Annotated in this window: 13 protein-coding genes and 1 riboswitch; of the genes, 5 read left to right on the top strand and 8 right to left on the bottom strand. The window is 67.6% G+C overall.

The window, feature by feature from the left end; genetic code table 11:
- Positions 1-210 precede the first annotated feature (210 nt).
- From EPA99_RS02475 to hslO, 3 genes are all read right to left on the bottom strand, one after another.
- Positions 211-3,180, bottom strand: coding sequence for a TonB-dependent receptor plug domain-containing protein (locus tag EPA99_RS02475; RefSeq protein WP_129469590.1), 2,970 nt, complete (start codon positions 3,178-3,180; stop codon positions 211-213).
- A gap of 240 nt (positions 3,181-3,420) precedes the next feature.
- A complete protein-coding gene (locus EPA99_RS02470; protein WP_206733680.1) occupies positions 3,421-4,236 on the bottom strand; it encodes an XOO1806 family protein in 816 nt (271 codons plus the stop codon).
- 135 nt (positions 4,237-4,371) lie between these two features.
- A complete protein-coding gene (gene hslO / locus EPA99_RS02465; protein WP_129469588.1) occupies positions 4,372-5,265 on the bottom strand; it encodes an Hsp33 family molecular chaperone HslO in 894 nt (297 codons plus the stop codon).
- Positions 5,266-5,400: 135 nt separating this feature from the next.
- Between hslO and mtgA the strand changes: the two genes are divergently transcribed.
- The gene (gene mtgA, locus EPA99_RS02460) at positions 5,401-6,123 is read left to right on the top strand and encodes a monofunctional biosynthetic peptidoglycan transglycosylase (protein WP_241688248.1); all 723 of its coding nucleotides are present in this window, start codon (positions 5,401-5,403) and stop codon (positions 6,121-6,123) included.
- A gap of 3 nt (positions 6,124-6,126) precedes the next feature.
- Positions 6,127-7,122 (top strand): glycosyltransferase family 2 protein, encoded by a 996-nt coding sequence (locus tag EPA99_RS02455; RefSeq protein ID WP_129469586.1) that lies wholly within the window; start codon positions 6,127-6,129, stop codon positions 7,120-7,122.
- A gap of 157 nt (positions 7,123-7,279) precedes the next feature.
- On the opposite strand, the gene EPA99_RS02450 is transcribed toward EPA99_RS02455, so the two are convergent.
- From EPA99_RS02450 to EPA99_RS02430, 5 genes are all read right to left on the bottom strand, one after another.
- Positions 7,280-9,229 carry an AsmA family protein gene (locus EPA99_RS02450; protein ID WP_129469585.1) on the bottom strand — a complete coding sequence of 650 codons (1,950 nt, stop codon included), beginning with the start codon at positions 9,227-9,229 and terminating at the stop codon, positions 7,280-7,282.
- 97 nt (positions 9,230-9,326) lie between these two features.
- Complete coding sequence (gene trhA / locus EPA99_RS02445) at positions 9,327-9,971, bottom strand: PAQR family membrane homeostasis protein TrhA (RefSeq protein ID WP_129469584.1); 645 nt, start codon at positions 9,969-9,971, stop codon at positions 9,327-9,329.
- A gap of 123 nt (positions 9,972-10,094) precedes the next feature.
- A complete protein-coding gene (locus tag EPA99_RS02440) occupies positions 10,095-11,714 on the bottom strand; it encodes a peptide chain release factor 3 (RefSeq protein WP_129469583.1) in 1,620 nt (539 codons plus the stop codon).
- A gap of 86 nt (positions 11,715-11,800) precedes the next feature.
- Positions 11,801-12,724, bottom strand: coding sequence for a peptidoglycan DD-metalloendopeptidase family protein (locus EPA99_RS02435; RefSeq protein ID WP_129469582.1), 924 nt, complete (start codon positions 12,722-12,724; stop codon positions 11,801-11,803).
- Entirely contained in the window at positions 12,721-13,824 is a 1,104-nt protein-coding gene (locus EPA99_RS02430) for a phytase (RefSeq protein ID WP_129469581.1), read from the bottom strand. Before EPA99_RS02430 ends, EPA99_RS02435 begins: the two co-directional genes overlap by 4 nt.
- Positions 13,825-13,957: 133 nt before the next feature.
- Positions 13,958-14,079, top strand: a riboswitch (SAM riboswitch).
- A 78-nt stretch (positions 14,080-14,157) separates the two neighbouring features.
- Here EPA99_RS02430 and metX point away from each other — a divergent pair.
- The 3 genes from metX to EPA99_RS02415 are packed head-to-tail and all read left to right on the top strand — an operon-like array spanning position 14,158 to position 17,479.
- The gene (gene metX, locus EPA99_RS02425; RefSeq protein WP_129469580.1) at positions 14,158-15,192 is read left to right on the top strand and encodes a homoserine O-succinyltransferase MetX; all 1,035 of its coding nucleotides are present in this window, start codon (positions 14,158-14,160) and stop codon (positions 15,190-15,192) included.
- On the top strand, positions 15,189-16,406 hold the full coding sequence (locus EPA99_RS02420) for an O-succinylhomoserine (thiol)-lyase (RefSeq protein WP_129469579.1): 1,218 nt from the start codon (positions 15,189-15,191) through the stop codon (positions 16,404-16,406). The genes metX and EPA99_RS02420 overlap by 4 nt, the downstream gene beginning before the upstream one ends.
- Complete coding sequence (locus EPA99_RS02415; RefSeq protein WP_129469578.1) at positions 16,403-17,479, top strand: homoserine dehydrogenase family protein; 1,077 nt, start codon at positions 16,403-16,405, stop codon at positions 17,477-17,479. The genes EPA99_RS02420 and EPA99_RS02415 overlap by 4 nt, the downstream gene beginning before the upstream one ends.
- Positions 17,480-17,669 lie beyond the last annotated feature (190 nt).

The following is a 17,669-nucleotide window of genomic DNA, read 5'->3' as shown; positions in this document are numbered from 1 at the left end:
AAGCTCGCTTCAGATCTCGCAGGACAAGTCGCCTTTCGCTGTAGGACTGGCAAGGCAGCACGCCGGTCGACATCGCACGCATGAAGCGCTCGATTGCTACGCGCACGCGCAGAGGCAAAGCTGCCCGTCCGCAAGCTCGACAGGACCGAACAATGAAAAAGGCCGGGGCTTGCGCCCCGGCCTTTTATGCTTTTACCAATCGAGACTGGCTTAGAAGCGCTGCGTGTACTGCATGAACACGTAACGGTCGTAGTCCAGCATCGGATCGATGGACGAGGAGCTGTTGTTGCTCAGCGAGTAGGTCACCGGCGGTTCCTTGTCCCAGATGTTGCGGGCACCGACGGTCACCGCGCCGTTCCAGGGGGCCTGCCAGGTCAGCGAAACGTCCTGATAGCTGATCGAGCCCTTCTTGTTGGCACCGGCACCGCCGCCCCAACCCGAGTTCGGCGTCAGGTAGTCCGGATCGTTGCACTCGCCGTCGAACACGCAGTAGTCGCGGAAGCCGCCGTAGTAGCGCAGGTTCCAGCTCGCCGACAGGTCGCCCTTGGACCAGTTCACGCCCAGGGTGCCGCGCACCCGCGGGAAGTTCCAGTAACCGGCATAGTCCGCCCATTCGGCATCGGCCGAGCTGCGCGTACGGTAGTTGGCCAGGTAGTTGGTGTCCAGGTTGACGCTGAAGTTGCCGATCGCGGTTTCCGGCAGGCGATAACGCATGCCGAAGTTGTAGCCTTCGGTCTGCAGGTTGCCCAGGTTGGTGTTACCGCGGCTTAGCGAGGTGACCTGACCGCTGGTGGCGTCGCGGGTGTACTGGTCGCAGTACTGCGAGGAACCGGCGATGTAGCACTGGTTCAGCACGTAGGTCGCGGAGACCGCCGTGATGATGTTGGAGATGGAGATCTTGTACCAGTCCAGCGAGACATCGAACCCGTCCAGCCAGCTCGGGCTGTACACCAGGCCCACGGTGCGAGTGCGGCTGTACTCCGGTTCCAACGTGGTGTTGCCCACGCCAGTCTGGAACGGCGCGATGCTCTGGCTCTCCGGGCCCTCTACCGGTTGGCCGGCGTTGTCGGCCTGACGGAAGCTCGGTGCCAAGCCTTCGCTTGCGCAACGTGCGGCCACAGCGGCATTGCTGGTGCTGCCGAACGCTGCATCGCAGGGGTCGGTGTAGTAGTCGAAGGACTGGCTACCGCCGCCGAAGGTGTCGTCCAGGGTCGGCGCACGGAAACCGTGGCCGTAGGTGCCGCGCACCAACAGGTCGTCGATCGGCTTCCAGGTGAAGCTGAACTTGGTGTTGGTAGTGTCGCCCAGGTTGCTGTAGTCGGAGTACCGCGCGGCAACGTCGAAGGTCAGTTCCTTGGCGAGCGGAACGTCGCGCAGGACCGGCATCATCAGTTCCAGGTAGAACTCGTCGATCTTGTAGTCGCCGCGGGTGGCGCCACCAGCCAGATCGGTGGTGAAGCCGGCGCTGGAGAGCTGATCCGGATTATCGTAGCCGCTGACTTCGCGGCGCTCGTAACCGGACGCAAAGCTGAACTCGCCACCGGGCAGGTCGAACAGGCCACCAGTGATGTTGGCGACATACTGCTTGGTCACGCTCTGCTGCGTGGCCTGGGACAGCGTGCCGACATACTTGAGCGCGTCAGCGGTGGACGCGGACGGACCACCCAGCAGGTCGAACGGCGTGCACTGGCCGGCCGAGAGGCTGGTGCCCAGCGCGATCGGCGCATCCGGGGTGCCGCACTGTACGACGCCCTGGCCGTTGAGGAACGACGGGCCCAGGGCGCGCTCGAGCGCGAGCAGGTTGATGTTGCCCGTGCCGATCTGGGTCACATCGAACTTGTTGTAGTTGAAGCCGACGTCCCAGTTCCAGCCACGGTTGGCCACGTCGAAGGCGCCTTCGACGGCGGCGTCGAAATGGTAGGCCTTGACATTGTTTTCCGAGATGCGCGGCAGTTCCGTGGTACGACGGAAGAAGCTCAGGTCATAGCCGTTGCCCTCACCCAGGGCCTGGTCGCCCATCGGGTTGTAATAGCTGTCAGCGCTCAGGAAGACCGGGAAGGTCGGCTGGGCCGCCGACTGCAGCGGATAGCCGGCCACCTGACGGACCGAGTTGCGCTCGGAGTACATCGCCGTGGACTTGAAGGTGATGCTGTCGGTGAAGTCGTAGCGACCCGAGGTGAATGCAGTCTTGGTCTCAGTTTCCTGAGTCAGGTGCATCTGCTGGGTGGCGTTGAAGCGGTCGTCGGTGCGAACGCCGTTGTGGTAGTTCGCGAAGTTATTGCTGGCCTGGCCAACGCCGACGCCGTCCCAGGTGCCGGTGTGATTGATCACCCAGTTGTTCGGAACCCAGGAAATGCCATCGCCGGGACCGTCGACGACGTCACCGTCCTCGTTCTGATAAGTACCCGCGCCGATCGTGCCTTCCGCACGCGGATCGATGAAGCGACCCCACGGGCCGGTGGGGCTCAGCCCCGCGGTCTTGTGGTTCGGGCCATAGGTGTAGCGGGTGAGCTCGCGGTCCTTGGCGAAAACCGGGTCTTCCTTGCTGTAGTTGGCGCCGAACACGATCGAGGAACGATCGTTGGAGCTGCCCAGCGTCATCGAGTACTGCTTCTTGGCGCCGTCGCCACGCGAGTTCTGACCGTACATGCCGGAGAACTCTGCGCCTTCGTAGTTGGTGCGCAGGATGATGTTGACCACGCCGGCGATCGCATCCGAACCGTAGATCGCAGAGGCGCCGTCCTTCAGGACTTCGATGCGCTCGATCAGCGAGCTGGGGATGGTCGACAGATCGGTGTAGCCGGCCAGGCTGGAGGTCCAGCGCTTGCCATTGACCAGCACCAGGGTGCGGTTCTCATTGAGGTTGTAGATGTTGACGTACTGGCCACCCTGTTCCGGGTTCGAGGTCAACACCGATGCACGGCTGAAGTTCTGGGTGCCGGAAATGGACAGGTTCTGCAGGATGTCGCCGACGCTGACAAGGCCGGACTTCTGAATGTCTTCGGCAGAGACCGTGAAGATCGGCTGCGATGTTTCCAGATCGACGGAACGGATGCGCGAGCCCGTCACTTCGACGCGGTCGAGGGTCGTGGCTTCCTGCGCATGGGCGCTACCGACGCCGGCACCGGCGACCAGCGCCAGCACGACTGCATCGCGCAGCTTGTGGGTATTGCACTTCATTGGCTCTCTCTCCAAATTGGATCGTGCTGCTAAGAACTAGCAATTGGTCCCGGCGGCGGCTGCAAAACGTGGCAACCAAGTTTCGACGGTTGATCCGATGTTACTCCAGGTTCCACATGAAATTAAAGTCGCGTTAATCGGCGGCATGAGCACGTGCAAACGTTGAACTGGCGCGGATTTCGAACAAAAAAAAAGCGCCGTAGGGCGCCTGTCCTTTTTTACATTTGCGTCAGCTGACGCCTAGAGATCCTGTTCATAGCGCACATACGGCACGGTGCCGTCGGCTTCAGCGCCATTGCCTGGTGCGAACGGATTCTTGCCGCGGGTCACGACGTTCTCCGCGCCGACGGTGAGCTGGCCGCTCCATGGGGTGCGCCAGGTCAGGCCCACGCCGAGGCCTTCCCACTTGCCGGGCTGGCCGGGGACGTCGACCACGCGGCCGATGACGTTCGCGCTGAAGGCGCCGTAGCCGCCACCGACCGTCAGGCTCTTGCTGTTCCACTGGTCGGGGATATCGACCAGTTCCGATGCCGGCACCAGGCGCGCACGCGCCACGGCGCCGCCGATGGTGACGAAGCCTTCGCGACCGATGTTCTTCTGGCCGAAGATCGCCAGGTCGTTCTGTTCCACGCGCTCGTTGCCGGGGCGGTGGGTCAGCCAGCCGGGCAGGGTGTCGTGGCCGGTGCCGACCGACAGGCCCAGGCGGCCCGAGCCGCGGCTGATGCTGGAACCGACCGAGACGCGCTGGCTGGCGTTGGCATCGGACGGATTGTCCAGCATGGCAACGTTGCAGTAGCTACTGAGGCTGGCGATGCTGGCGATGCCGGACTGGCGGTTGCACACCAGGCCGAGCGAGTCGTTGGACTCCAGGCCGAAGGCCGCGCTCAGCGTATTGCTGCCAAAGCGCCAGCGCGCGCCAGCGGTGGCCTCGCCAGTGGGTTCCAGGATCAGGGCCGCTTCGACCTTGCCGTCGCTGTTCCATACCGGAAGCATCGTCTGCGGCTTCTTGCCCGTCGATTGCGCAGCCGCGCCCGAAGCCACGCCGAGGGCGAGCAACAGGCTGGTGAGCAATGTCAGTGGACGCGAGCGCATGGCAGTCGGACTTCTGGCAATCGAAAAAGTTCCGGGAACTTGACGCCACCGTAACGGATTTATGTTTCTTTAACAAGCCGGTTTCGGCGTCGGTCCGACCTACTGCAGCCTGTCCGAGGACGGTGCGGTGGGAGTCGGGGCGCCGAAGAGCGCGTCGAGATTGGCGGAAGTAAAGTGATAGCGGCGTCCACAAAACTCGCAGCGGACCTCGATCTGGTCGTTCTCCAGCGCCTGCCTGGCCTCGTCCGGGCCCAGGGCATGCAGCACGCCCTCCACGCGCGAGCGCGAGCAGGAGCAGCCGAACTTCAGCGGGCTGCTGTCCATGACCCGGACCGATTCCTCATGGAACAACCGATACAGCAGCGCCTCGGCTGGGGTGTCGAGCAGTTCGCCGGTGCCCAGGGTGGAAAACAGCATGTCGGCCCGCTGCCAGCCTTCCTCGTCGCCTTCGTCGCCGGGCAGCTTCTGCAGCATCAGGCCCACGGCCTTGTCGCCGGCGCTGGTCAGCAGCAGGCGGGTGGGCAGCTGCTCGGAATGCGCGAAGTAATGCTCGAAGCAGCCGGCCAGATCGGCCGCGTCCAGCTCCAGCAGGCTCTGGTAGCGCTGCGGGGAGCGCGGGTCCAGGCCGGGGTTCTCGATGGTCACCGCGAGCACGGCGTCCTCGCCGAGCTGGTCCATGCGCACCGGGGCATCGGCATCGTCCTCCAGCTGCACGATGCCACGCACGGTGCCATCGACCGTGCATTCGGCGAACAGGGTCCGCAGGGGGCCCTGGCTGCGGATCTGCAGGGACAGACGTCCGTCGATCTTGATGTGGCCGGTGAACAGCGCCGCGGCGGCCAACGACTGTCCCAGCAGGTCGTGCGCGCGGGGCGGGTAGTCGGCATGGGCCAGCACGTCGCGCCAGGCATCGTGCAGCTGGACGATCACGCCGCGGACGCCCGCCTCTGGCAGCAGGAAGCGGGTGCGGAAGTCGGTGGGGGCGTCGCTCACGGGGATCTCGCTGGAATGCTTGGCCGTCCATGGTGCGGGCGGCGGCGGCGGTTTCCAAGGCGCGCGCCCGGGCCACGCTGCGACAGGGCGGGGCAGGCGGTAGCATTCGCAGGCCAATCCGCCGGAGCACCCCACATCGACCCGACCAAGCCCAGATCCCGCCGAGCGCGCTGGTGGCGCTGGCTGCTTGCCTTGCCCTTGCTGTTTGCGGCCGCCTCGGCGCTTCAGGTACTGGTGCTGCGGTTTGTGGATCCGCCGCTGTCGGCGTTCATGGTTTCGCGGCAGTTCGATGCCTGGGGCCAGGGGCAGTGGGGCTTCCGGCCGGCCTACGATTGGCGCGACCTGGATGCGATGGCGCCGTGCATGCCCTTGTCGGTGATCGCGGCCGAAGACCAGAACTTCGCGCGGCACGCCGGGTTCGACCTGCAGGCCATCGAGAAGGCGCGCGAGAACAACGCCAAGGGAAAGCGCGTGCGGGGCGCCAGCACCCTGAGCCAGCAGGTCGCCAAGAACCTGTTCCTGTGGTCCGGGCGCAGCTACGTGCGCAAGGGCATCGAAGCCTGGTACACGGTGCTGATCGAGGCGCTGTGGCCCAAGGCGCGCATCGTGGAGGTCTACGTCAACATCGCCGAGTTCGGCGACGGCATCTATGGCGCGCAAGCGGCCGCGCGCAGTTTCTGGCGCAAGGAGGCCTCCGGCCTGGCGCCAGGGGAGTGCGCGCGGCTGGCGGCCGTCCTTCCCTCGCCGCGCCGTTATAACGCGGCACACCCCGGCCCCTACGTGCAGCGGCGTGCCAACTGGATCCAGCGCCAGGTCCGGCAGATCGGTGGTGAGGCGTATCTCAAGGCCCTGGAGTAAGGCATGCGCGATGACCTGCTGACGGTGGTGGTGGCCGCTCGCAACGAGGCCGAGGCGCTGCCGCGGCTGCATCCGCGCCTGCGCGCGGTGCTCGATGGGATCCAGGGGCTGCAAGGGCGGGTGCTGTATGTCGACGACGGCAGCACGGACGAGACCTGGGAGGTCATGCTGACCATCGCCCAGGACGATCCGGCGGTGTCGCTGCTGCGGCTGTCGCGCAACTTCGGCAAGGAATCGGCGCTGACGGCCGGGCTGGACCTGGTGGCCGAGGGCGCGGCGCTGGTGCTGGATGCCGATGGGCAGGACCCGCCGGAGCTGATCCCGCAGTTCGTCGCGCTATGGCGGCAGGGCTACGACGATGTGCATGGCACGCGCACCGTGCGCGAGGGAGAGAACTGGATCAAGCGCGCCACCGCGGCCGGGTTCTATCGGGTGATCGGACGCCTGGCCAAGACGCCGGTGCCGGCCGACACCGGCGACTTCCGCCTGCTGGCGCCGCGTTCGCTGGCCGCGCTGGCGCAGTTGCGCGAGCGCCATCGTTTCATGAAGGGCTTGTTCGGCTGGGTGGGGTATCGCTCCATCGCCGTGCCCTACCTGCGCCATGCGCGCATGGCGGGCAAGAGCAAGTTCGGCTGGTGGAAGCTGTGGAACTTTGCGCTGGAAGGCATCACCAGCTTCTCCACCGCGCCGCTGCGCCTGGCCACCTATGTCGGGGTGTTCACTGCGCTGGTCGCTTTCGGCTTCGCGCTGTTCGTGGTGATCAAGGCGGCCTTGTTCGGCGACCCGGTGCAGGGCTGGCCGACGATGATGACGGTGGTGCTGTTGCTGGGGGGCATGCAGCTGATGGCGCTGGGCATGATCGGCGAGTACCTGGGGCGGCTGTATGAGGAATCCAAGCAGCGCCCCTTGTATCTGGTGGATGAGTGGCGTCCGGCGACGCTGGATCAGCGCGTTCCCGGCGCGCAGCAGGTCGCGGTAGCGGAATCTCAGTCCGCCTGAAGCGGATGTGGGCAAACGGTCGGAAGCACTTACGACTGCAAGATCTCGCCTTTCGACGCATGGCCCTCGCAAAGACGAGTCGAGGCGTCGACGCAGCACGCCGCCGTCAGGTCCGGGAGAAGACCGAAACGCTCCACCTCATGCCAGGTGCGCCGGCCTACTTGGCGTACTGCCCGCCGCAGTTGGCATCCTCGCCCGGGCCGAGTTCGATGGTGGCCAGCAGCGCGGCGGGCGGGGCGATGGAGCCCAGCGCCAGGGCCACCGCTCCGCGCAGACCCAGCTTCTTCAGGTCGGGGCGGAAGGACGGGTCCTTGAACGTGCCGCCGATCTGCAGCGGGGTGCGGAAGCTGAGGATGCTGCGGTCCTTGGGACGCGGGCGCAAAGTCAATTCCAGGCCTTCGCGCTTCAGGTCGATGTTGCCATCGCCGACGATCAGCGTATCGGTGGTATCGAAAGCCAGGGCGCGACTGCGCATCAGGCCGTCCTTGACGCCGAAATCGGCGAAGGCGCAGCGAACCGGAATCTGCTTGCTCTGGTCGAACAGGTAGGCCAGCGACTGCATGACATCCAGCCCGGCCAGTTCCACCAGCAACTGCGGAAGTTGCCCCTTGCCCATGCCAATGCCGACCTCGCCATTGGCATTGCCGGCCATGGCGGCGATGGAGTTGCCGCGGGTGTCGATGCGCATGTCGCCGCCGATCCGGCCGATGGCGGTCTTGGTGATCTCCGCATCCGGGAACAAGCGGCCCAGGTTGAGGCCGCGCACGGAAATGTCGGCGCGCGTGCTGATCACCGGCGCGCGGGCGTCCATCTTGATCTGCGAGCGGATGTTTCCACCGGCGACACCGAAGTTCAGCGGGTGCAGCTGCAACAAGCCATCGGTCAGCGTCAGGTGCGCGTCCATGTCGTCGATGGGCAGCTTGGGCGCATTGATGCGCTGGGCTTTCCACTTCACGTCGGCGTCCATGGCGCGCAGCTTGCTCAGGTCGTAGGGCGAATCGGGCAGGACGGTGGGCTTGGCTTCCTGCCGCGCCACTTCCGCCTTCTGCTCGGCACTGGCCTGCACCGGACCCTCGGGATCGGGCTTGGCGCCGAGGAAGCCGGCGAGATCGTCGAAGTCCAGGCGCTTGGAATGCAGGTCGGCCTTCAGCAGGGGGCGCTCGCGGCCGACGGTGACGGCCACGTTGCCGCCCAGGTCGCTGTTGCCGACCTGGCCGCTGAAGCCGTCGTAGTGCCAGGTATCGCCCTGCCGGGTCAGCCGGCCGTCGATGCGGTAGGGCGGTGAAGCCGGGATGGCGATGCCGATCAGCGGGTAGAGGTCGGCCATGTCCTGACCGGACAGGGCGAGCTTGACGTCGAAGCCTGCGAACTTGAGCGGGTCGATCAGGTTGCCGCGCACATGGGCGCGGGTGGCGCCTGCAGCGGCCCGCAGGTCGATGCGATAGGGCTTGTCGGTGTCGGTCAACTGCAGCGGCGAGGCGGTCCGGCCCTCCAGCGTGAAGCGGTTGCCGGCCCAGTGGCCGCTGCCGCGCAGGTCGATGGGCGGCGCCGCTTCGTCCTTGCCGGGCTGGGCCGTTTCCAGGCGGATGTCCAGGTCGGTCTTCTTCGGCGCGTCGATGTACTGCAGCCGTCCCTGGCGGACCTGCACCAAGCCGAAGGACGGCAGCGGGCGGTCGTCGGCAGGGTCCTTGTCCGGGGTGTCGAAGACCCAGTTTCCCCCACCCTTGGGACCGCTCTCCAGCACCACCTCCGGCTTGGTCAGGCGCAGGCCGGGGATGGCGATCTCGCGCTTGAAGATGAAGGCCCAGGGGCGCACGTCCAGCTCCAGCCGCTGGACTGTGGCCATCTCCTTGCGCTTGGCCCAGGAGGCATCGGCCAGCCGCAGGCCTTCGGCGCTGATGGTGGTGACGCGCCCCAAGTCCACGTCCAGGTTGCCGTCGATGTGGAACTCGCGCCCCGTAGCCGAGTACACCGCGCGCTCGATCGGACCTTTGAACCAGTTCCAGTCCCACAGCAGGATCAGGATGAGGATGGCCGCCGCCAGCAGCCCGAGCAGGGCAAGCAGGATGCGGCGGGCGGAAGGACGGGTGGCGGTGGCGGTCGGCATGCCCGGCGATATACCCGGAGCGACCGTTCAGGCGATGAGAAAGCGTGTCGGAGAGTTCAGCGATGTGCGCGCCGCATGAGCGCGGCCCAGGCGCCGATCACAGGACCTGCGAGGTGACCGCGACGAAGTGGCAGACGCTGCCCATCAGCACGAACAGGTGCCAGATGGCGTGGAAGTAGCGCACCGAGTCGCGCTGATAAAACCAGGTGCCCAGCGTGTAGAAGATCCCGCCGGCCAGCAGCCAGCCCAGGGTGAAGGCATCCACCGAGCGCAGCAGCGGTTCGATGGCCACCACCACCAGCCAGCCCATCACGATGTAGATGATGGTCGACAGCAGTCGGAAGCGGCCGGTGAAGAACAGCTTGAACACCACCCCGGCCGCGGCAATGGACCAGATCGCGGTGAACAGGCCCCAGCCCCACGGACCGCGCAGGCCGATCAGGGTGAACGGCGTGTAGGTCCCGGCGATCAGCAGGTAGATGGCGCAATGGTCGAAGATCTGCAGCCGCGCCTTGGCCATCGGGTGCTGGATGGCGTGGTACAGGGTGGAAGCGACGTAGAGCAGCAGCAGGGTGACGCTGAAGACGATCGTCGTGCCCAGCTGCCAGGCATCCCCGTACAGCGAGGTCAGGGTGATCAGGACGGCGCCGCCGGCGAGCGAGGCGATCGCGCCCAGACCGTGGGTGAGCGCGCTGGCCAATTCGTCGCGAGGATCGGCCTGGGGGTGGGCCTGGATACTCATGCCGCTACCTTATCGCAAGCCATTCTCGACTTCACGCTGTGCCGCCGGGTAACACAGCAGCGGACCGCGGCCACCAAGTGCCGCATTCAGGATGCGGGCGCTTGGTGGTCGCGCAGATGGCGATCAATCTTCGGTCTTGGCGTAGGCGTGCTCGCGCGTGGCGCGGAAGACCACGTCCGGCGCGCGCTCCTGCGCAAGCTGCAGGTTGACGCGGGTCGGCGCCAGGTAGACCAGCTCGCCGGCCGCGTCGATGCCCAGGTTGACCGCGTTCTTCTCGCGGAACTCCTCCAGCTTCTTGGCATTGCTGCATTCGATCCAGCGCGCGGTGGCCACGCCGACCGGCTCGAAGATCGCATCCACGCCGTACTCGTCCTTGAGCCGGTAGGCCACCACGTCGAACTGCAGCACGCCTACCGCGCCCAGGATCAGGTCGTTGCTCATCAGCGGGCGGAAGAACTGGGTGGCGCCTTCCTCGGACAGCTGGGCCAGGCCCTTCTGCAGCTGCTTGAGCTTGAGCGGGTCGCGCAGGCGCGCGCGGCGGAACAGCTCCGGGGCGAAGTTGGGGATGCCGGTGAAGCTCAGGTTCTCGCCTTCGGTGAAGGTATCGCCGATGGAGATGGTGCCGTGGTTGTGGATGCCGATGACATCGCCGGGGAAGGCTTCGGCGGCGATCTCGCGGTCGGAGGCCATGAAGGTCAGCGCATTGGCCAGCTTCTGCTCCTTGCCGCTGCGCACGTGGAAGGCCTTCATGCCGGCACTGAACCTGCCCGAGCACACGCGCATGAAGGCCACGCGGTCGCGGTGCTGCGGGTCCATGTTGGCCTGGATCTTGAACACGAAGCCGGAGAGCTTGTTTTCCGTTGGCTCGACATCGCGCCCGGTGGTCTGGCGCCGCTGCGGCGGCGGGGCGTGCTCGACGAAGAAGTCCAGCAGCGGCTGCACGCCGAAGTTGTTCACGCCAGAGCCGAAGAACACGGGGGTCTGCTGGCCGGCCAGGTAGGCATCCTTGTCGAAGGGGTTGCTGGCGCCCTGCACCAGCTCCAGCTCTTCGCGCAGGCTGGCCAGCATCTGCGCGCCGATCTTGGCTTCCACGCCCGGGTCGTCCAGCGAGGCGAAGATGGTCGAATCCTGGCGGGTGAAGTTGCGGCCCGGCTCGTACAGATGCACCTCGCCGGTGATCAGGTGCACCACGCCCTTCAGGCGCTGGCCCATGCCGATGGGCCAGGTGACCGGCGCGCACTGGATCCCGAGCACGGTCTCCACCTCATCCAGCAGTTCGATCGGATCCTTGCCCTCGCGGTCGAGCTTGTTGATGAAGGTCATGATGGGCGTATCGCGCAGGCGGCAGACCTCCATCAGCTTGATGGTGCGCTCCTCAACGCCCTTGGCCACGTCGATGACCATCAGCGCCGAGTCCACCGCGGTCAGCACCCGATAGGTGTCCTCGCCGAAGTCGGCGTGGCCCGGGGTGTCGAGCAGGTTGACGATCTTGCCCTCGTAGGGGAACTGCATCACCGAGGAGGTCACCGAGATGCCGCGCTCCTTTTCCAGCGCCATCCAGTCCGAGGTCGCATGGCGCGCGGCCTTGCGGCCCTTGACCGAGCCGGCCATCTGGATCGCGCCGCCGAACAGCAGCAGCTTTTCGGTCAGCGTGGTCTTGCCGGCATCGGGGTGGGAGATGATGGCGAAGGTGCGTCGGCGCGCGGCTTCGGTGGTGACATCGGAACTTGGGGCGGCGGACATGGCAACGGCGCCCTCGACGGGCGAACGGCAGGAAGGGAAGGTCGGCGATTATACCGGCTGCGGCGCGCGCGCCGGGCCGGGCGCACTTACGGGCCTGCGGGGGCGCTGGGAAAAAGCAGCTCGCCCATCGGCCCGACCATGCGCACCGGCACCGAGCGCAGCGCCATGCCGGCGTTGACCTGCACCACGAAGTGCAGGTGCGGGGCGGTGGAAAAGCCGGTGTTGCCCGACAGCCCGATCTGCTGGCCCTCGCGTACCGACTGGCCGGTCCGCACCAGCACGCCCTCCGGCTTGAGGTGGGCGTACAGGGCCATGGTGCCGTCCTCGTGCAGGATGCGGATGAAGTTGGCGCGGCCGCCGTAGACCTCGCGGTCCAGGCCGGCCTTGTCGAAATCCGATTCCACCTGCAGCACCACGCCGGCGCGCGCGGCCAGGATCGGCGTGCCTTCGGGGACGGCGAAATCGATGGCGTCGCGGTTCTGCAGGTCGTTGTGGCTGAAGCGCCCGCCGGGGCCCTGGTCCACGCGCAGCGCGGCCTCGTCGAACGGCAGCCGGTAACGGAAATCGAAAGGCTTGGCCGCCGGGTCGCCGGGCATGGCGTCCATCTTCAGGTCGAACTGCGCCCCGCCCAGCGGGTCGGTGAGGATCAGGCTGGAGAGCAGCACGCTGCCGTGGGCGGGCAAGACCTTGCGCAGCGGCAGGGCGGGCGAGGCCAGCAGGTTGTGCTGCTGGCGGAAGCTCACTTCCACCTGCACCGGGCCGGGCCCGGGGTTGTCGGCCCAGACCTGGTAGCGGGTGGCCAGGGGCTCGATGCGCAGCCGCGCCAGGGTGCCCGGCGGGTTGCGGAAGCGGATGACGTCCACCTCGGCATCGGCGCTGGCCTGTGGTGGCTGGTCGCCGTACTGGGTGATGCCCTGGGCATCCTTCCAGCGGTACAGGCGCGCGGCCTGCGCCGGTGCGCAGGCCAGCAGCACGGCCAGGCAGGCCAGCCAGCGCGCCGCGGAGCTCATTCCACGCAGGCAGGGGCCAGCTTCAGCGCCGCGGCGATGTCGCGCAGGTCGAAGGCGGCCACGCTCTCGTTGCGCGACTGCACGTACAGCGCACCGGCGGGGAAGCGCGCGCTGGGGGTGGCGTACAGGGCCTGGCCGTCGGTGTCGCCCACCGACTTGCCGGAGAAGGTGCCGACCGGCGCCAGCGAGACCCGGTCGTAGACGCGGAACAGGGTGGGGGTGAGCTGGTCGCTGGCGATCCAGTAGCCGGCCTGGTCGGTATCGCAGGCCCACAGCGACACGCCCTCTGCATCGGCCTGGAAGCGCGGCAGGCTACGGCCGCGATAGCGACCGCCGAGGGTATAGTCGCGCAGGGTCGAACCCACGCGCACGTCCTCGTCGGCGATCAGCAGGCGGTCGTTGGCCGGATCGCCGGCGATGGATTCGACCATGCGCAGCGCGCCGGCCTCGCTGGTATCGCCGAAGGCGCCAAGGTAGCGGGCGCTCACGCTGCCGTCGGGTTTCTGCGCGACGCGGTAGCGCTTCACGCGCTGGTCCAGTTCGGCCATGGGCGGCAGGGCGCGGGTGCGGAAGTCGGCCATGAAGCTGTCGGTGACCAGCAGTTCCAGCTCATCGGGTGCCACCTCGTGCAGCCACAGACCGTAGGGCACCTTCAGCTCGCGCTCGCCGATGGCCGCTAGCGGCGTGAAGTCCGGCAGCTGCAGCACCTGCACGCGGTGGTTGTCGCGTTCGGCCACGAACACCAGGTCGCCGAACACGGCGATGCCGTTGGGTCGCTTGAACTGCCCCAGCGCGCTGCCGCTGCTACCGACGGTGCGCAGGCGGCGGCCGCTCTGCGCGTCGAACACGACCAACTGCTCGGTCTGCTTGGCGGTCACGATCAGCCAGCTGCCGCCGTCCTCGGTCGGCCACACGGCGATGGAATCGACTTCCTCCTCCGGGTGAGGGGCGCTGACCCATGCCTCGGCGACGACGGCGTCGGCGCTGGCCGGGGCGACCGCCTGGGCGGCGGCAGGGGCCGTGACGCGCGGACGGCTGGCGCAGCCGGCCAGCAGGAGGGTCACGGTGAACAGGGAGGTCAACAGAATGATGCGGCGCATCGTTCGAATTATGAGGGGCAAACGGCGGGCTCGACAGGGGTTGGCAGTGAGGCGGCGGTTGCAGCTGAAATCTTTCCATCGCTTTATCCGCATAAAGCGATTGACAAGGCCAAATTCGGCTGGCAACCTGCACCCACCATCGAGACCGGCAGAGGGACAGGCCCTTTGAAGCCGGGGCAGCCAGCGACGCAAAACAGCGCGTCGTGTCGGTGCCAAATCCTGCGGGGACCGTGAGCGTCCGCCGAAAGATGGTTCGTACCGTGACGTCTGCGACGCACGACGAACGCGAGCTCCGCGAAAGCTCGATGGCCCGTTCCACCGATCCGGACCGTCATGAGCCTCGCCACCGCCTCCATCGCTGCCGCTTCCGAGCCTGCCTGTCCCGTCGCCGCGACGGGTGACGGCCGCTCCGTTGCCCTGCGCGGCGAGATCGCCATCGCCTTGTCGCTGCGCCACGCCGGCGCACGCACCCTGACCCTGCGCTACGAACTCAACGGCCGCATCGATGCGCCGGTGGTGTTCGTGGCCGGCGGCATTTCCGCGCACCGCCATGTCGCCGCCAGCGAGGCGTTCCCCGAGAGCGGCTGGGCCAACGACCTGCTCGCGGCGGGGCGCACCCTGGATCCGGCGCGGGTGCGCATCCTGTCCTTCGACTTCATCGGCGCCGATGGCACGCTGGATGCGCCGATCGACCCGGCCGACCAGGCCGACGCCATCGCCGCGCTGCTCGATGCGCTGGAGATTCCCTGCCTGCGCGCCTTCGTCGGCTACTCCTACGGCGCGCTGGTCGGCCAGCACCTGGCCGCGCGGCACCCGCAGCGGCTGGAGCGGCTGGTGGCCGTCAGCGGTGCGCATCGCCCGCACCCGTTCGCCTCGGCTTGGCGCGCACTGCAGCGCCACGCGGTCGCCCTGGGGCAGATGCAGTGCGCCGACCAGCAGGGGCTGTCGCTGGCGCGGCAGTTCGCGATGCTGAGCTATCGCACGCCGGAGGAGTTCGGCGAGCGCTTCGACGCGCCGCCGGAGCTGGTCAACGGCCGCGTGCGCGTGGCCGCCGAGGATTACCTGGACGCCGCTGGTGCGCAGTACGTGGCGCGCACGCCGGTCAACGCCTTTTTGCGCCTGTCCGAATCCATCGACCTGCATCGCATCGACCCGGCCAGCATCGCCGTGCCGACCACCGTGGTCGCCGTCGAAGGCGATCGCCTGGTGCCGCTGGCGGATCTGGTCACCCTGGTCGAAGGGCTGGGGCCCAAGGGCCACCTGCGCGTGCTGCGCTCGCCCTACGGCCACGACGCCTTCCTGAAAGAAACCGATCGCATTGACGCGATCCTCGCCAACGCCTTGCGTCCCTCTGGAGACACCCCATGAGCCGTTCCCCGCACGACGCCGTTCCCTGCAGCTCCGCCACCGCCGCCGTGCGCGCCGGCATCGATCGCGACACCGCCTTCGGCGCGGTGACGCCGCCGATCGTGCTGTCGTCCAACTTCTCCTTCGACGGCTTCAACAACAAGCGCCAGTATGACTACACGCGCAGCGGCAACCCCACGCGCGACCTGCTGGGCGAGGCGCTGGCCGAGCTGGAAGGCGGCGCCGGCGGGGTGATCACCGCCACCGGCATGGGCGCGATCAACCTGGTGCTCAATGCGCTGCTGCAGCCCGGCGACAAGCTGGTGGTGCCGCACGATGCCTACGGCGGCAGCTGGCGGCTGTTCAACGCGCTGGCGGCCAAGGGCCACTTCCAGCTGATCACCGCCGACCTGACCAACCCGGTGTCGCTGGGCGAAGCGCTGGCGCAGTCGCCCAAGCTGGTGCTGATCGAGACCCCGTCCAACCCGCTGCTGCGCATCACCGACCTGCGTTTTGTCATCGAGGCGGCGCACAAGGCCGGCGCGCTGGCGGTGGTGGACAACACCTTCCTCTCGCCCGCGCTGCAGAAGCCGATCGAGTTCGGCGCGGACATCGTGCTGCACTCGACCACCAAGTACGTCAACGGCCACAGCGACGTGGTCGGTGGCGCGGTCATCGCGCGCGAGGCCGAGGTCCATCAGCAGCTGGTGTGGTGGGCCAATGCGCTGGGCCTGACCGGCTCGCCGTTCGATGCCTTCCTGACCCTGCGCGGCCTGCGCACGCTGGATGCACGCCTGCGCGTGCACCAGGAGAACGCCCAGGCCATCGTCGATGTACTCGACGTCCACGCGGCGGTGTCCAAGGTTTACTTCCCGGGGCTGGCCTCGCATCCGGGCCATGCCGTGGCCGCGCGCCAGCAGAAGGGCTTCGGGGCGATGATCTCCTTTGAGCTGGACGGCGGCGAGGCGGCCGTGCGCGCCTTCGTCGAGGGCTTGCAGTACTTCACCCTGGCCGAGTCCCTGGGCGGGGTGGAAAGCCTGGTCGCGCATCCGGCCACCATGACCCATGCGGCGATGACGCCCGAGGCGCGCGCCAAGGCCGGTATCTCCGATGGCCTGCTGCGCCTGTCGGTGGGCATCGAGCTGGCCGATGACCTGGTGGCCGATCTGCAGGCGGGCCTGGCGCGCGCGCAGTCCGTGGCTGCCTCCGCGCTGAAGAAACAGGCCGACGCATGAGCGCGGTGGTGCGCCTGGCGACCGCGCCGCGCAGGAAACCGCGCCTGGCCTTGCTGGGCACGGGCGTGGTCGGCAGCGCGCTCATCGAGCGCCACGCGCGCCTGCAGGCGCGCGGCACCGAGCTGCCCGCTTTTGCCTGGCTGGCCAACTCGCGCGGGATCGAGCCGGGCTGTGATGACCTGGCCGCGTGCGTGCAGCGCCTGCGCCTGGCCGCCGCGCATGACGGCACGGTGCCTGCGTGGGATCGCGCCGATGACCTGGCGACGGGCGATATCGTCATCGACGCCACGGCCAGCGATGCGGTGGCCGCGCGTCACGCCGATTGGCTGGGCCGGGGCGTGCACGTGGTGACCGCCAACAAGCTGGGTACCGGCGCCGAGCTCCTGCGTGCGCAGCAGATCGCGCATGCGGCCGGCAGCGGCCACAGCCGGTACGGCGACAGCGCCACGGTCGGGGCGGGGTTGCCGCTGCTGCGCAGCCTGCGCGCGCTGGTGGCCGGCGGAGATCGCATTAGCCGCGTAGAAGGCGTGCTGTCCGGTTCGCTGGCCTGGCTGTTCAACCGTTTCGACGGCAGCCAGCCGTTCTCGGACCTGGTGCGCCAGGCCCGGGTGGCCGGCTATACCGAGCCGGATCCGCGCATCGATCTGTCCGGCGAGGACGTGCGCCGCAAGCTGCTGATCCTGGCGCGTGCGGCCGGTCTGGCGCTGCAGGCGCAGGACGTGCACGTGCAATCGCTGGTGCCTGACGCCTTGGCGGCTGCCGACCAGGATGGGCTGGACGCTGCGCTGGCGACGCTGGATGCACCGTTGGCCGAGCAGGCCTCGCGGGCCCTTGCTCAGGGCGCGCGGCTGCGCTTCGTAGGGCGCTTCGATGCACGGGGCGCCAGCGTCTCGCTGCAGGCCTTGCGCGCCGAGCACGCGCTGTGCGGCGGTGCGGGCACCGACAACCGGGTGGCGATCCACAGCGATCGTTATCCCGAGCAGCCGCTGCTGGTGCAGGGGCCGGGCGCCGGCGCGGAAGTCACCGCCGCGGCGCTGCTGGACGATGTGCTGGAGATCGTGCGCCGTCATTGAGTGGGCGCGTTGAAAGCCGAGGACAAAAAAATCCGATGCCAGTGCTCTGGCATCGGATGCTTTTGATTCGGCCGTTCAGGTCACCGCGTGAGGTTCGCTGGCGGCTGGTGGTCTTGCGTCAGCGGAAGCGGTGGTGGACAAGCTTCGCGTTGTCCACCCTACGCGACCCGTCGGTGGACGACGCTCCCGC

The organism is Pseudoxanthomonas composti, assembly GCF_004122095.1.
GTDB lineage: Bacteria > Pseudomonadota > Gammaproteobacteria > Xanthomonadales > Xanthomonadaceae > Pseudoxanthomonas_A > Pseudoxanthomonas_A composti.
The sequence above is the reverse complement of the archived record's forward strand: the minus strand, read 5'-3'. Positions and strand labels throughout refer to the sequence as shown.